This window comes from Paraburkholderia franconis (assembly GCF_009362735.1).
Classification (GTDB): Bacteria; Pseudomonadota; Gammaproteobacteria; order Burkholderiales; family Burkholderiaceae; genus Paraburkholderia; species Paraburkholderia franconis.
Genome location: NZ_WHNP01000026.1, coordinates 50,875 through 67,078 on the forward strand (window position 1 = coordinate 50,875; position 16,204 = coordinate 67,078).

A 16,204-nucleotide genomic window follows, 5' to 3' on the forward strand; every position below is an offset into this window, starting at 1 on the left:
TCGCCAAGTCGGACTTGGATGAAAAGCGTGTGGACAGCAAGGCGGCCAAACGCGCGCTGGCGAAATGGATGAACCTACACGCGACTAACGTGACACAGAAGGTGGAATTCATCGTCGAGCATTTTGCACACAACGTGGCGAAGCTCTTGAACGGCTCAGCCAAAGCAACGGTGGTGACATCTTCGCGTGCCGCCGCTGTGCGTTACAAAAAGGCCTTTGATGCCTACATCACCGCACATCCACAACACAAGCATTTGCAAGCCTTGGTGGCATTTTCCGGCAAGCTGACCGGAAAGGACATCAGGCACGCACGCTCGCACGCTTGTCCGTTCCTGCCATTCGCGCGGACTAACTCCCGATATATCTGACCTATTAGAAAAACGGACCCATAAGTTTCTCAACTTATGGGTCCGTTTTTCTCAGGTTATGCGGCTATCTACACGTAGGGCGCCATAGTTGATGATACGGCGCATACAAAGAATCAAAGACTTGCACGAGGCCGCGCCACAGTTGTCTTGTCGGGTGGGTCGGAGTTGGCGCGACTGACCTACGTTCGCGCCAAAGTAGTAGCGTTTTGGTACGACCCCAGTTGTACGTCGCGAAAAATCCAGGTTTCAGCAAGAGAGGGAAAGTCGGCGAGGGTTTAGCGGAGCCGATCAGGTTTTCGGCGCCTAGCCGCTTTGCGCGAACGGGCACTCGCGCGATATTGGCGCGGAGTCCTGCCATGAAGACTGACGTCACCGGCGCCGTGACGTCCGGAGGCGGATGGCTTGCTGTTCAAGCAGATCTGTCCGGATTTGTGAGGCGAATTCGTTAGACTGGCTTGCTCGCCTCCGTCACACCGGCTTCTGATCGACGTCCCGGATTCTCGCGGCGGGTTGGATGCCCGGCCGATCCAAACTTCCCGTTCTGACCGCGCTCCAGTTATAGCCAACGCATGGAGCGCATGATGAATCTCGCGCGTCGCTGTCTTGCCTGCGGAATTCTCTTCCAGCCTCGTCCGCAAATTCCAAGCCAACAGTACTGTTGCAATCCGACATGCCAACGCGAGCGCCGACGTCGCTGGCAGCGTGAGCATGTTCGCAACGACCCGGACTACCGGGAAAACCAGGCGCGGGCGCAGGCGGGGTGGAGAGCCCGCAATCCAGACTACTGGCGCCGGTACCGCGCCGCTCACCCAGCATATGTCGAACGCAATCGTTCCGCGCAGCGAGCGCGCAACGTCTACAGACGCGCTGCCCCGGTTGCAAAAATGGACGCGTCAAACGCGTCGAACCCAATCGTCACGGGGTTCTATGTATTACGGCGAGCGCTTAGCACCGGTGTTGCAAAGATGAACGCCTGCCTAGTCCACATCGCTGTCCTGTCGTGCCCCGACGAGGAGCGATATCCGATTGCAAAGAGATGACCTGATCGACATCGAGCACGCGCCTGCTACCTTGTTTCTATATCCCTCTCGTCGACCGTTAGCACCGCACGCCGCTGTGTGATTCTTTCATGAGATTCACCGAAGCCGTTCACCGGTCCAGCGTGTCTCGCGAGACATCGATGATTCTGCCTGGAGCAGGACCATGCCACCCGACAATGCAACTACTGATGGTATTGCGCAGGGCGCCGCAATGCGTGCGGTGGAATACGTGCGTATGTCCACTGAACATCAGCAGTATTCGACAGAAAACCAGCGCGAGAAAATACGCGAGTATGCGCGTCGGCACAATATAGAGGTCGTTGGCACGTATGCCGACGAAGGTAAAAGCGGTCTGCGTATCGATGGTCGCGAAGCGTTACAGCGATTGATCCGCGACGTCGAAAGCGGAGCCGCCGAGTTTCAAGTCATCCTCGTGTATGACGTAAGCCGTTGGGGACGGTTTCAGGACGCTGACGAGAGCGCCTACTATGAGTATGTCTGCCGACGCGCCGGCATTCACGTTGCGTATTGTGCGGAGCAGTTTGAGAACGACGGTTCACCGGTCTCGACAATCGTAAAGGGCGTAAAGCGCGCAATGGCAGGCGAGTACAGCCGGGAACTCTCTGCCAAGGTGTTCGCAGGTCAGTGTCGCCTGATCGAACTCGGGTTTCGACAAGGCGGCCCGGCCGGCTATGGCCTTCGCCGCGTCCTGATCGACCAGCACGGGTTGATGAAAGGTGAACTGGCTCGCGGTGAACATAAGAGCCTGCAGACGGACCGGGTCATTCTGATACCCGGTCCGGATAGCGAAGTCCGTATCGTCAATCTCATCTACAACTGGTTCATTGACGAATCGCTTAACGAGTACGAGATTGCCGGTCGCCTCAACGGTATGAATGTACGAACCGACCTCGGACGCGAATGGAGCAGAGCAACCGTGCGAGAGGTGCTGACCAACGAAAAATATATCGGCAACAACATCTACAATCGAGTTTCGTTCAAACTCAAGAAGGCACGTGTAACTAACTCGCCGGATATGTGGATCCGGAAAGATGGCGCGTTCCAACCAATCGTCCCAGCAGAGGCGTTCTATACGGCACAGGGCATCATGCGGGCGCGTGCCCGTCGCTACTCGAATGAGGAGTTGATTGAGCGCCTACGAAACCTGTACCGGGATCGCGGGTTCCTTTCTGGCGTCGTAATTGACGAAACGGAGGGTATGCCGTCGACGTCAGTTTACGTCTACCATTTCGGTAGCCTCATCCGTGCGTATCAAACCGTCGGCTTCACCCCGGGGCGCGACTATCGCTACATCGAAACGAACCGCTTCCTCCGCCGGCTACATCCGGAAATTATCGAACAAACCGAGCGGCGTATTGCGGATCTCGGTGGAGCAGTCGTGCGAGACACCGCGACCGACATGCTAACGGTGAACAGCGAATTCACGGTTTGCCTCGTGCTGGCCAGATGCCAGACGTACGATTCGAGTCATAGTCATTGGAAAATCAGGTTTGACACGAGTCTGCTGCCCGACATCACCGTCGCCGTACGACTCAATCACGCCAACTCCGGAACGCTCGACTACTACCTGCTGCCGCGACTCGACTTTGCGCAAGCGCGCATCCATCTTGCCGAGAGAAACTCCATCGAGTTTGAGAGCTATCGGTTCGATACCCTCGAATATCTCTACGGAATGGCCGAACGGGCACGGTTGAGGAGAGCAGCGTGAACCATCGAAATAACGCTGGTTGTGTCCAGATGATCCCGCTCGAGCAAATCGAGGTCATCAATCCGCGGGAGCGCGACGCGAAGGTGTTTGCCGAGATCGTCAACAACATCCAGCTTATCGGCCTGAAGAAGCCGATCAAGGTTACGCCTCGGCTTACCGCTGATGGCGTGCAGAAGTATCTACTCGTCTGTGGAGAGGGCCGATTGAAGGCCTACCAGATGCTTGGCGAAACAACGATTCCCGCCCTCGTTGTGGACGTCACTGATGAAGATGCATTCATCATGAGCCTCGCTGAGAATGTTGCGCGACGTTGCTATCGTCCGCTCGAATTGCTGGAAGGCATCCGGCAGCTTCAGGTTCGAGGGTATGGCGCAAAGCTCATCGCAGAAAAAACAGGCCTTAAACAGGAGTACGTGTACGGAATTCTAAAGCTGCTCAACGAAGGTGAGGAACGGCTGGTAATTGCAGTCGAATCCGGTCGCATCCCGCTCACTGCGGCGCTCATGATCGCGGGGGCCGGCGACAGCGACTCCGCAGTTCAGGCCGTGCTGCAGGAAGCATATGAATCAGGAAAATTGCGTGGCAAGAACTTGATGACCGCTCGGCGGATTATTGAACGAAGAAAAACTCTTGGAAGATCATCCAACCGGATCATGTCCAAGAAGGCGACGGACATCACGACCTCCAGTCTCGTTCGCGCCTACCAAACCGAAGTTGCCCGTCAAAAGGCTATGGTTAGAAAATCAGAGTTCGCGCAACAACGTTTAATGCTTGTAATAGGTGCGCTTAGACAACTGTTCGTAGATGAAAACTTCGTTAATCTCCTTCGAGCGGAAGGCCTCGCCACCTTGCCGAAATATCTATCCGAGCGCGTATGGCCTGGTGGGAGTACCGTATGACTGGTGTCACGCTGGGGTTCATTCCCGAACCGCTCTTGGTGGGCATTGACGACATACTCCCCTCCCGGAAGCTGCCAGCGACTGTCCTAGGATCAGCGAAATTCAAGCAGATAAAGGCGTCTATCGAGGAGATCGGCGTTATCGAACCATTGTCAGTAACACCGGAAGACAAGTCTACTGGGCAACATGTACTGCTTGACGGACACATTCGGCTGCTTGCAATGCAGGAGCTGCAGTTCCCAGAGGCCGTGTGTCTGATCGCCACGGACGACGAAAGCTATACATACAATAATCGCCTCAACAGGCTTCCGACAATCCAGGAACACTTCATGATCCGGAGAATGGTCGAAGGCGGCGTTTCTCCGGACCGCATTGCGAAGGCACTTGCCGTTAATGTCACCTCAATCATCAAAAAGATGACACTGCTCGAAGGTATCTGCGATGAGGCTGCAGAGCTACTTGGCGACAGACAGTTCTCCGCAGAGCTGTCCAGGGTTCTTCGAAAAATGAAGCCGACACGGCAAGTCGAATGCGTCGAGCTGATGGTCGCTGCAAATAATGTGACGGTACGGTATGCCGAAGCTCTGCTGGTGGCAACACCGGTCAACTCCTTGATTGCCGGCAAGAAGCCGGCCAAGGTCAGCGGCATCACGTCGGAGCAAATGCTCAAGATGGAAAACGAGATGGGCAACCTTCAGGAACAGTATAAGCTCGTGGAGCAGACATACGGGCAGGATGTACTGAACCTCGTGCTCGCTAAAGGGTATCTTGCGAAACTGCTGGAAAACGAATCTGCCTGTCAATACCTGCGACGGCACCATCCTGATCTGTTTTCGGAATTCGAAGCGATTGTGGCAACGATTTCCCTAGAGCAACAGCAGTTCGGGATCGCCAGTGCAGCTAGCAATTTAGTAGCAGCGCCGAAGAGAGCGCGCGAACGAGCAAGCGGTGACTCTGCGTCTCCCAAATGAACAGCGCCCCCGTATTCGATACCACTGGTGCCTCGCTCGCTGTGTTCCTACAGTGATTTTCTTCTCTTCGCGCAGCTTTCGGTTAAGACCAACAGCTGGCAGGCTTTTAGTGGGCGGTTGAACGCTCGGCCACAAAATAACTGATCGCCCCCTTGTTCTCAAACAAGCCGAGCCGAAGATTAGGACAGGGTTGCTTCTTAGTGACGTTGTGAATTTGCGAACCCGCAGGACGCGAGATTGGTGCGACGGGGAGCGCGCTCGGGCTAACGGCACCGAGATTGAAACGACTGACACTCCGCGAAAGTTGCAGACATCGCCGGAACGACCACACGACCAGGCATCCGACGTATCGCGATAGTAATCGCGCGATTGCAGCGCGAGCGGAACGCAAGGCGAAATGCTGGACGCATCGCAAAACTGACTGCGTCATCTCCCGTCAAACTGTGCGCATCGGCCTTCTGCCTCCTCTGCGACGTAGTCGGGGCCCTCATTGCAAAGATGAACCCGTGGACCACGAACATCGCCGTCCTGTCGGCCTCCTGCCTTCGCAGCCCCATTTGGATGGCCCTGTACGGTGGATACGGGAGCACAGCGCTCGGGCGTCGTGAATGCCGGAGCGCCGTCCGGTTGCGGACTTTGGCCAGCTCGAGCGGACTCAGGGAAGTCTAGGTGCATCTGCTGCGCCCATTACAGCACATCCGATGGATGCAACCGCATCGGTAGCTGAAACATTGCATGCACTATGCGGCGACTGACGATGCCACGTCTGACGTTCCCCTGTCAGCAACATCGCGCCTGAATGCTTTCTCGCCACTTTCTTTCCCCAACGAGAAATAGGCTTGGACGAAATCGTCATCGACAAACTGGTTGACCGTCGGCTCATGAGGGAAACCGGCATCGTATGCCGCGCGCAAACGCAGAGGCAAAGAGTGCGATTCGAGTGCCGACAGCTTGATATAGATGAGCTCTGCCGGTATCGCCTTGCTTCCTTTCCCGTATTCTATCTTTCCGCGTGTCACCACAGTCGGTTGACCTCGTTTGATATCTAGATTGATATTAGCGCCGAAGTCCTCGAAGCAGCGGCGCGCTGCGATCGCGAGGTCAAAGTACTCGTAATTGGGATCATAGCCTGCGTCGACAACAATGATTCGTGTGCATTTGCGTGCCACAAGTTCATACAAACCAAGATTTTCGAAGTGACCGCCGTCGCTTAACCGAATCCACGCGTCCGACGGAGCATTCACTTCGAGGAAATTTCTGATATTGCACGTAAAGCTCGGCCACGATGTCGCAAGCTTCGCGGTTACGGCAGGATTGCGAACCCATACGCCCAAGCCAATATTCAAGAACGCAAGCGTCATACGCTTCAGTGGTGACATTCGCGTTGGATGTGTGTCCACCGCAGCGGCCGATGCTGCGACAAGCGTCCAGAATCGGTCTTGCGCGCTGGACGTGAACGTTCCTCGCGATTCCCATCGGGAAGTTGCAAGATAATCTGTCGCTCGCGATCCACAAAAGTGAGGCGTGCAAGCGAAGTTTACCCCGCCTCGACGCTTCATTTCATTGATTGGATCAACTGGCGCACCTTCAAATCTCTTCTTCAATACATCTCTTGATCGGCCATTTACGCGCGAAAATTGCGCAAAGCAGTTGATGATATGTATTGGGAATGTCTTTGTTGACGCGGTATCCCGTAACTTCAACCCGAAAAGCTTTTCCCATGATGGTTTAAATGTAAATCGCAAGCTGAATCGGTAGTAAAGCAGCGCGCCGTTCAGCGCGTTTGGGCTTACCCATACGATCAGCGCGCAACCCAACGCAATGAGGATAGTCAAAATCGACACGTTTTCGAGCCCTAACCACCGGCCGAACCCCTCGATGCGACCCCGTCCAGCGAGCAGACACAGCGTCACCGAGAGCATGGCCACTGGCAATACGGCGGGCTTGATCAACCTCTGACGCCGCCTGATGTGGGGTTTGTCAGGCGTGGCGCATAACAAGGCAAGAGCGACGAAAATCAGTCCGGCCGAGATCGAAGCATAGAGCCATAGGGCATTTGACGACGAAAATCCAAAAGAGCGGGCTATGAGGAACAGAGCTGAAAATACGAAATAGGTGATCGTAAGATCTAGAAAACTTGCAAATTTATCGCTCTTTCTAAAATAACAGACGAAGCTGCACACAAGAAGAATGAAAGTGCCAGCTCCAAAAGCAATTGCTGGCAGCCATAAGTGTTGTAGTGCGGCTACTGCCAACGTCGCTGCCACAAATAGAAACGCCGTGATCGGGAGGGCGACTGAGAATGCAAACGTGAGCAGAAACGGAATTACCGGTAGCAACCAACTGGACAGGAAGCCGCCTCGAGTCTTCATTCTTTCGAGACACTCACTGATCATCCGTTCGTTCAGACGTACGTTGCCTTTCATGCGTCGTGCGAGAGCTGCTGCTGTGTAACCCCCGCCGGAAACGCTGGAAACGTAATCAACTTCGTTCCAGCGTCCTTGCGTAAACATGGCCGAGATAACGCCTAAGCAGAAGCAAGCGGAACGTATCCCGCCGCCAGAAAGAGCGAGACCAATCCTACTGTCGGCCTTGGAATCTACACCCAATTCTATGCGCCGCGCGAGATAGTGCTTCTTCTCCTCAACCAAAATTTCATCAAACGTTGCTGTATTCGTTTTTTTTTCAGTCACTTATCTGCGCCCCGAAATCATGGTCTGTGCCTTTGTAAAGCCACGTCTAACTTGCTTTCTATTTGGGCGGGCAATGCGCTCACCTCTTTCACTGCCCGCTACGCGCCGATCGAGTGTATCACCCGTGATGGGGACTTCGAGCGGTCTATGGGAGTACAGAACGTACCCGCAAGTACACCATCCGTAAGCTAGCCGCTGCAATGGGCCGACACATGAGCGTAACGCGCGAGCAAATGTATGCGAAACCATGAAACGCAACTCCGGATTCGAAGGGCACCCTTTTTGCGATTTCAGTGTGGTGATGAGGTTGACGCAAATAGCTAGCGCCTCTTGTACCGGCCCGTCCGATTCTGACTCGATCGGACGCTCCGTAACCGTTCACGCTACCTTGCTAATCCGATTCGAGGATGCCACTCCGCTGTTATTGGGCCCGAACCTTGCTGATTGCTCCGTTAATCCGGAACCATGAGTGGCAGCGGAATAGCCGCCATACTCGTACGGTCGGCGCGGGTTTTTGGGTTCAACTTGACCATCTTCGACTGCGGTACGGTGTCGGAGTCGGCGCCATAGCGGACTGCGATCCAGCGGAAGAAATAATGCTTCGGGTCGTCCTCGAGGGAAATGAAGAACCCGCGTTTCCGATCACGAACGGTCGGCCTGGCGTCTGTGATGCTCGCTTCCCGATGTACGCGGTAGGTAAGTACGCGCCTGTATGCCCCGAGCTTCTGGCATTGTTCGATCAGGTGTACCACAAACCGGTTCAGCAGGTATGCCTTGCCAAAACACCGCTCCCGCATGACATGATGGACTTCACCTCGACCCTCGCGTAGTTGTCGCCGTACGGCCTCCCGCACAACGGCCTCCCCGGCGAGCGCCGCTGCAACCAATTGGCACCGCGTATCGATATCCTCGAAGCTTCCCGTTCCAGACCAGGTGGTCACAAGCCGACTCTGCCGTTCGAGCGCTTCGAGACTGGGCGCCCAACGATCAATCGCTTCTGCAACCGCCGTATCCAGCCTCAAATCGCGGATCAGCTGAAGCGGATGGTCGTGCTTCGTCAGAAGACGCAGGACGTCCTGCAGCGCGCCATCGCCACCACCAAAAACGCAGGAGTTGGCGTGGCGAGTTTTGTCCAACTTCAGCTCGTCATTGTCCCAGAAGGACTTCCCCCTGATGCGCGGAAAGCCAGGAAGTGCGACACGCTCATCTCCCATTCCCGCCGCGAGCACAATGTAGTCCGGGCGGAATGACGTTCCCCCATGTGCGGGCTTCCCTTGGTGATCAAGGCACCCTTTGGGAAGCACATACTCGGGACTTGGCGGCACACCCGCGACCGTCTCCGTACCATGGTACGCGACGAACGCACGCACGTAAGCTTCCACTTCCGCAGGTACGACACCAAAATAGAAGCGTGCCGTCCCCGGCAAAAACCGATGCGCGACCAACCAGTCGTCCAAATTTTCCGCGAATTTGGCTGCCGGAATCGGATGCGCAGCCGTCCATTTCGGCGTCGCATCGGACGGCTGACCTAGCGCACCCGGCGGCGGATAGTCTTGGCAGTCGTGCCCAAGCTCCGGCCATTCATACATGAACGGCCCGACAAATCGGCTCGTCACGCCAGCCTGCAGGCTGAACGGCTTGTTCTGGCTGTCAACGAGCACGACATCCATATCGAGTTCGCACGCCATCGTGGCTGCTGAAACCCCGCCGACTCCGCCGCCAACGATCAGGACGCGATTGCATGTCGGATCGTTTTCTTTCAAGTCGCGTATCAGCAATTGAGCGCGCACGATCTGATCGCGCATGCTGGCATGGACAACGCCCGTCGAGAGGTCGAACGTCCTTGCGGCGCACTTGTGCGCCAGCAGCGCAAGTCCATTGGTTCGCTTCGTCACGAGCGGCCTCCGATACGAGCGAGCAGGCGATCGAAATCGTCGGGCATGGACGAGAATAACAAAGGATGCGACAGCACTTCGCGATATCCGGCGCCCTCGCCGTCCCCACCACCACTGTCGGTGCCTCCCGGTGGCACATCTGGCGGCCGGTTGCCCGGCGGCAGCAGTTGTGGCTCGTCGTCCGACGCAGCATCGAGAAGTGAAGGGCGCGCGAGGTCGGATCTCGGCTCGATCGGGTGTATCAACTTGTAGCGGCCAGCGCCATCTCCTCTCACCGTCGCAGTGGATTCAAGCGTTCGCAGCACGGCGCCAACGAGCGGCTCCCAACGTTTCGGAAGCGGCGTCCAGTCTTCGGAGTGCCGGGAATGGGCGTCCCTGATCTGGTGGATCGTGAACTCAGTCGATCCGTTGGCGTGAAGCTGCCGGATTATTTCAACGATCTGCTGCTCTCTGGACATGTCTAGTCTCGAAGAATGTTCAGTTTTCTTGTTATCTCACGCGGCGGCGCTCGCGCAATTCGCGGCACCGCAGTCGGGCTTGCTCAGGTTCGACGCCGCGGTCGGCTTCAACGATGAAGGTCCCATTCTTACGCGCTGTGTTCAATGAAGGGTCCAAATAGTCCCGCCGGCCGGAAGTTCGGCGCGGCCTCGTTGATCTCGTCGACGACCAACTGCGGAATACCTGCTTCCTGCGCCATGCGAGGTGAGATCACTACACCGTGCAGTTGTGCACGCAGATCGTCCCAGCGCGTTCGTAGCACGTACCAGTTCCACTCGTCGTAGGTGCCCGTGAAGATCACCGGCCGCACGATGATGCGCGGCGTGTCTTCTGCGCTGGTCGCCTCGGCGACGGCCTTGTCGAGCGACTTCTGCCACAGACTCCCGATGCGGTCGACACGCCCGATTTGCTGCTCAACCACGCCTGGATTCCATTCGTGATGCAGCAGCACGACCGTCTTGCAAGCTTTGTGTAGATTGAGCCCCTCGCGCCCGACCATCGATTGAGCGACCAGCACCCTTGGAAAACTGTGATCGCGGTTGAACGCTAGTTGCAGCAAACGGCGCGTGCGCTGCGCGGTGTCGCCGTTCATCAGGCGCGCGAAGCCGCCCTGGGGCGCCCTGAGTTCGCTCGAGATGCGCTGCCACAGTGGCATCGCGTCCTGTTCGTCAGCGTCTGTGTCGTCAATATGCTCGCCGCGATCCACCGACGCATCCACGAACTCGACGAACGCGCCCGCGATCGCCGCGGGCTCCACGGGCGCGTCCGCCGCGTTCAGTAACTCTTGCAACGTGCGCGCGACCTGCGCGAGCGGCGAGGCTTCGTCGCTCTCTTCAGCAGCGGTCACGGAGCGCTGGAAAGCATCGAAGAGACGCAGGGCGAGCGCGTGCTTTGGTACAGCGCCGAGACCTTCGCCCAATTGTTTGATGAGCCGCGTGCGGAACGAACGCCGCTGATTTTCGATTTGCCGGTATTGATCGGCGAGGCGGATCTTGAACGTCTCATAGGCAAGATCGTCGGTACGTCTGAGTTGCCGGTGAGCCGCTTGCACCGCGGTCCATTCGCTATCCGACAGTGTGGCCTGCGGCCACGGACGGCCCGCGTCAAGGCTCTTAAGCATCGAGCGTGCATTCAGCAATTCGGTCAGCGCGCGCAGCGGCGCGGTGAAACGCCCGAACACGAGCACTTTCTCGCCGCGGTCGCACACCTGCTCGATCTCCTTGACGGCCTCCAGAATCGCCGGGTGATCGAAAAGGGGATGTGAGTCATCATCGCGGAACGCCGCGCCAAGCACGCCTTTCCACCAAGCGGCGCGTTGCTTGCGTTTGTCGGTAACCACATCGGGCGGATCGGCGCCGTCGTCAGTCGGTGGCGGTGTCGCCTCATCTACGGTCTCATCCTGCTCGGTCTGCCGAAGCCAACCCGCGATGCCGTGCCCGTTCGCAAAGGTCAGATACAACCGGTTGGCGCCCGCGTCCTCGGCGCGCCGCGTGGTGAGCGACAGTGATTCCGCTGCGCATACCGCGCGACGCCATGGCAGCGAAAGCTTAGCCGTCTCCACGAAAATTTCTTGGATCGCGCGATAGGCATGATGCGGCTCACCCGTGTACCGTTCGAAGTCGCTTACATGTCGATCCTCGCGTTTGTCACGCCTGAGCAGATACGGCGCGAGCGCTTCCTGGAACGCTCGCGCAGCATGTTTGTACACATCACGCGTGGGCCGATCCATTGGCGTTTCACGCACACGCTCGACCGCGCGCGCGTATTCATCGATGCGCGCGTCGATCTCGGAAGACGCCACTTCTAGGCGCGCGAGCGTAGATTTCCAGTCCTGCACGCTCAATTCGACGGGCGTCGCGCTTAGAGCGAGGCAGCGCGCGTTCGTATTGCGCTGGATGACGCGCCCGAACAGCGATGACAGCACCGACTGTTCGCCGCGACTCTTGTGCGCTTCGTCGAGAATGATCAGGTCGAAGACGCCGAGGCCGAGGCCGATCGAGCCTTCGAGCGCGCCGCGCATCGGCCCGTCGCTGCGATAGGCGTCGGCGTGGCAGGAGCGCCGCCAATCGGTGATGGTGCCGAACAACGCATCAGCAAGGCGGCGCGGCACGGCGCGCGGCGGCGAGTACATGGCCTGTGCGATGTACTTCGCCACGGTCGCCTGCCGTGCGCGCTGCGCGCGCTTTTCGCCGTCGGCGGAGTAGCCATAAGGGAGGCGCTTGTTCGTGTGCAGATGCCATTGCGCGTACAACTCGGGCATGAGCGCCCAACGCCACGTGTCGCTGCTGCCGCCGAAGCGCCAGTTGGCGAACGCGTGGGAGATCACGATCGCGTCGTGGTCAAACCACGGGCGTTCCGGTCGGTCGCTGGCCGGGAACCACGCGTCCATATACTGCCGCAGGCTGCGCAACAAGGGAACGTCGGCGATGCCGGCCTCATCGAGTTCTGCTTTCCACTGATACGGTAACGCGGGCGGCACCAGAATCGCGACCCGACCGCCCGCACGAATCACCGCGCTCGCCAAGGCCGCCGCGATGCGGGTCTTGCCCATGCCTACCTCATCGGCAACCAGCAGCCCATTCTGCGCGACCTGTTCGGCGATACGCGCGAGGCTCGCGCATTGCCCATCGTCAAGCCAGGACGAGCTACGGCTCTCGCGCGCGATGTCCCCAAGCCCGACCGCTACCGCCGCCCAGCCTTTGAATTGCTGCTTCACGATGCCTCCCCGATTGGTTCTGCACGCGCCATCTGCCATCTATCGCCGATGCGATCGAGTAACGCTTCGTACGTTTGGCCATGCGGCGTCGCACCGCATTCGGCATATGTCGGCCGAAACGATTCAACGCGCAACGCCGCGAGCGGATTGAGTTGCATCTCGCGGAACGCGCGCACGCCGTCGCTGTCGGAGAGCAGCGCGAGCGTCTGTTCGAGGCGGCAGCACCACGCGCTCCAGTCCGTTTCAGCGACGGCCGTCTGCCGTTCGGCCAGTCGCTCGATGAAGTTCATCATTTCGCGTACTGCATAGCGCGCGTGTAAATGCTCGCCACTCGGCGGCGCCGGGTTCGGCGAGCCGTCGATGTCGGTGTCGCCACCATCAACGTCATCGCCGGGCGGCTGGGGGAAGCTGGCGAGGTGCCACCACGCGTCCTCCAATTCGAGCGCAGGCAGCGCCGCAGCCGCGACACGGCCGAACTCGTCGACTACCGGTATGTCCGCGATCCCAACGCGATCGCCCGCCTGCCAGCGCACGGTGACGACGCGCGGTCGCGGCCCGTGCCAGAGGAATATGTTTGCGCCGCTCTTGCGCGCGCAGGCTTCGCCCGACACGCCTATAACCTCGAACGATCCTCGAGCGTCGTCGCTGACGGCGAGTTCGCCGCTGTCGTCGCTTGTCGGATGCCACGCGAGCCAGGCCACCGGGGCTGCAAGATAAGCGTCCTCGCGCTCGGGCATGTCGCCGCCCACGGTCAGCGCGTCGGGTTCAAGGGTGTCCCGCCTATGCACCGGCAGCACGTTCTCCACAAAATGATGTGGCTCAAATTCCCGCTCGCGCGACCAGATCAAATCGGACGTGGAGAACACGACGCCCGCTTCGAGATTGCCGCCTTGCCGCGCGGCGCGCTGGAAGCCCGGCCCGGTCAGATTGCCTGAGCCGAGATAGACCCACGCGCTCAGGCAATAGGGCGAATCGTTGCGTGCTCTGTAGCCGAGCAAGAATTTCGCGTGCAGCGCGCGGGCCCGTCCGTCGCCGAAAATCGTAGCCGGCTGCGCTGCCGCACGGATCGTCATGTTGGCCTTGTTCATCGCTTTGGCGCTTTGTGCGACGGCTTGGCACGCGAGCGGATTGACGAACACGTCCACCGCCGGATTCGTGGATAGCAGTTTCTTGGTCTTCAGTCGGGCGACGATCGCGGAGAGCGTCGTGGGCACGGCGTTCGACTGCGCGGCGCTTTCGTAAAAGCCCGAGCCCATTGCTAGGCGATTGCTTGCCACGTCGATGCCCGCCTGTGCGATCCGTTCGGGCAACTGGTCAAGCAGCGACTCATCCTCACTATGAACAAACCGCGCGACGCCGCTCGGCGCGTGTTTGACGCACTGCGCGATCCACGCCGATACGTCGTCGATGGCGAGTCCCGTGTCGCGCTCTCGTACGGGCGCAGCGGCGTCCAGCAGACGCGTGTCGAACAGCAGGGAAAGACGTTCGAGCATGCCGCGCGCCGCTTGGATGTCCGCGCAACGATGCAGCGTTTCCGCGTCGGGCGAATGGGCTTCGCGCAAGTCGTGCGAATATACGTCGACGCACCACGCGAGATCCAGGCTTTCTTCGACGGTCTGCCGCGTCCAGTTGCCCGTCGAAACGATGAGCCGCACCATCCACTCGCCCGCGCGGTCACAATGACGAAAGCCAAGCAGCGCGACCTTCGCATGCAGCAATGCAAATCTCTTTTCTATGTCGGCACGGATCGGCAGATGCGCAACGCCAGGCGCTTCCAACATCGAAATGGCGGGATTGCCGGGATCGAGCATCACGCCAAGCGCGATGCCGCCCGCATGCGCGCGCTGCGGCGCGGTCTGACGCGTGAAGAGTTCGGCGGCGAGATCGAGAAAATCGGCGTCCGCGGAATAGCCGCACAGCCAGCCGAAGCGGCCTACCCAAGCCTCTTCCGGACCCGCGAACCATTGTGCAAGCGACGGTGGGTGAAGTTTCTCGTCGCCTCTCATACGGCTTCCTCCAACTCGCTTTCGCTCATGGGCGTGACGGCATTCTCCCTATTCAACCAGCGTTCAAGATCACCGTGCAGGTCGGCGTTGAGCAGGAACAGGTTTCGAACTCGGAACGAAAGGCCGACCGGCCAATCGATCGACGTGTCCGGCGCAGCGGATTCGCCGTCGCCTTCATTGCGCGCCGGTCCGGCTTCGCGCTGCTCCCGGCCCTGATAAGCCGAGCCGGGCACAACGTCGTCGCCACGCAACCGGAGCACCCGACCATCGCGTTTAACGAGTTCGCGTAAGAGGCGTTTGTCGTCAGGCAAGAGGCAGTCGTCGCAAAAATGGTTCGCCTCGGATTCGGTGCGCTTTTCGTCATGGAAGCGTTGCGCGGCGCCGCGCAGCGCGTCCAGCTTGGGGCGGATTCCGCCGGGAAGAACGTCGCGTAGCGACAGGGCCTTGCCGTTGCCGCTCTTCTCGTTCTTGCCGATTTGCGCTTCAAGCGCGTCGAGCACGTCAATCGCGGCATCGCGGGCAAGCGTGAAGAACGCGCCGGCGCGCAGGTCATTCCAATGCGCGTCGCTCTCGATCTCGTACGGCCGATCGTCCCAGCCGATCAATACCGAAGGTCTGAGGCGAATCGCCTCGACCCAATCGAGCGCTTCGCAACGGCGCTTCTGTATGTTGGCGGACTCGTTGCGGCCGCGACTCCTGAGGCGCTCGGTCAGCAATGCGCGCGCGCGTTCAGGTAACGGCAGGGTCGGCATGAGGGCAATGCCCAGCGTGTCAAGAGAGCCGATCGAACTCCCGTCACCGGTCCAGCCGATCAGGTGATCGGCCACTGTGCGGTTCTTCGGACGCGCGTGAGCGCACGCCGCCTCGATGAAGGCCTGTCCCGCCTCTGAGCACGCGAAGGTGTTGAAACGCGTGCCGTTGGCATCGACGAGACCGAGCGCGGGCAGCGCCTCAACGGTCGACATGCGCATCGGCTGCGTCACATAGAATTTTTGCTCGCGAAGGCGGCGGAACGTCAGCTTTTCCTTAGTCACGCCGCGCATCTTATTCACACCGCGCAGGCGCGGCACCGCCTGCCAGCGGCTCCTTTCGAATCCGAGCCAGCACGCAAGCGCCTCGATCGCATTTGCCGTCTCGATGTTGTTGACCTGACGCTGATACTCGCGTGCGCCCTGCGCGACCATCACGCCGAGAGTGGCGAGCATTACCTGCTTGCCGAACCACACTCCGCCCAAACCCGGCACGGCCAGCTCATTGAAATGCCGCACGGATGCGGAAACACCAAGCGTTCTTACACGCCTTTCGGCTGCCAGTTCGCCCGGGCCGAGTAGCCCCCAACTCAAGGTCATGACTGATTTCCCCGATGTTCTTTTCTTTTCGATGTTTCCC

At 58.9% G+C, this 16,204-nt stretch carries 10 protein-coding genes; 4 read left to right on the plus strand and 6 right to left on the minus strand.

Annotated features, from left to right (window positions below):
• The first annotated feature begins 29 nt into the window (after positions 1-29).
• The 4 genes from GCT13_RS25395 (at position 30) to GCT13_RS25415 (ending at position 5,007) form a co-directional block, all read left to right on the plus strand.
• Entirely contained in the window at positions 30-368 is a 339-nt protein-coding gene (locus GCT13_RS25395; protein ID WP_227747003.1) for a hypothetical protein, read from the plus strand.
• A gap of 1,203 nt (positions 369-1,571) precedes the next feature.
• Positions 1,572-3,137 (plus strand): recombinase family protein, encoded by a 1,566-nt coding sequence (locus GCT13_RS25405; RefSeq protein ID WP_152762797.1) that lies wholly within the window; start codon positions 1,572-1,574, stop codon positions 3,135-3,137.
• 29 nt (positions 3,138-3,166) lie between these two features.
• A complete protein-coding gene (locus tag GCT13_RS25410; RefSeq protein ID WP_152762892.1) occupies positions 3,167-4,036 on the plus strand; it encodes a plasmid partitioning protein RepB C-terminal domain-containing protein in 870 nt (289 codons plus the stop codon).
• Complete coding sequence (locus tag GCT13_RS25415; RefSeq protein ID WP_152762799.1) at positions 4,033-5,007, plus strand: plasmid partitioning protein RepB C-terminal domain-containing protein; 975 nt, start codon at positions 4,033-4,035, stop codon at positions 5,005-5,007. The genes GCT13_RS25410 and GCT13_RS25415 overlap by 4 nt, the downstream gene beginning before the upstream one ends.
• A 740-nt stretch (positions 5,008-5,747) precedes the next feature.
• On the opposite strand, the gene GCT13_RS25420 is transcribed toward GCT13_RS25415, so the two are convergent.
• The 6 genes from GCT13_RS25420 to GCT13_RS25445 all read right to left on the minus strand — a co-directional run bounded on the left by GCT13_RS25420 (position 5,748) and on the right by GCT13_RS25445 (position 16,164).
• The gene (locus GCT13_RS25420; protein ID WP_321574613.1) at positions 5,748-7,700 is read right to left on the minus strand and encodes a patatin-like phospholipase domain-containing protein; all 1,953 of its coding nucleotides are present in this window, start codon (positions 7,698-7,700) and stop codon (positions 5,748-5,750) included.
• 452 nt (positions 7,701-8,152) lie between these two features.
• Positions 8,153-9,595 carry an FAD-dependent oxidoreductase gene (locus GCT13_RS25425; protein ID WP_152762800.1) on the minus strand — a complete coding sequence of 481 codons (1,443 nt, stop codon included), beginning with the start codon at positions 9,593-9,595 and terminating at the stop codon, positions 8,153-8,155.
• Positions 9,592-10,053: a hypothetical protein gene (locus GCT13_RS25430; RefSeq protein WP_152762802.1), complete on the minus strand. Its 462-nt coding sequence runs from the start codon at positions 10,051-10,053 to the stop codon at positions 9,592-9,594. The genes GCT13_RS25425 and GCT13_RS25430 overlap by 4 nt, the downstream gene beginning before the upstream one ends.
• A gap of 128 nt (positions 10,054-10,181) precedes the next feature.
• Positions 10,182-12,809 carry a helicase-related protein gene (locus GCT13_RS50925; RefSeq protein ID WP_193727757.1) on the minus strand — a complete coding sequence of 876 codons (2,628 nt, stop codon included), beginning with the start codon at positions 12,807-12,809 and terminating at the stop codon, positions 10,182-10,184.
• A complete protein-coding gene (locus GCT13_RS25440; protein ID WP_152762806.1) occupies positions 12,806-14,815 on the minus strand; it encodes a phospholipase D-like domain-containing protein in 2,010 nt (669 codons plus the stop codon). The genes GCT13_RS50925 and GCT13_RS25440 overlap by 4 nt, the downstream gene beginning before the upstream one ends.
• Positions 14,812-16,164, minus strand: coding sequence for a hypothetical protein (locus GCT13_RS25445; RefSeq protein ID WP_152762808.1), 1,353 nt, complete (start codon positions 16,162-16,164; stop codon positions 14,812-14,814). Before GCT13_RS25445 ends, GCT13_RS25440 begins: the two co-directional genes overlap by 4 nt.
• Positions 16,165-16,204 lie beyond the last annotated feature (40 nt).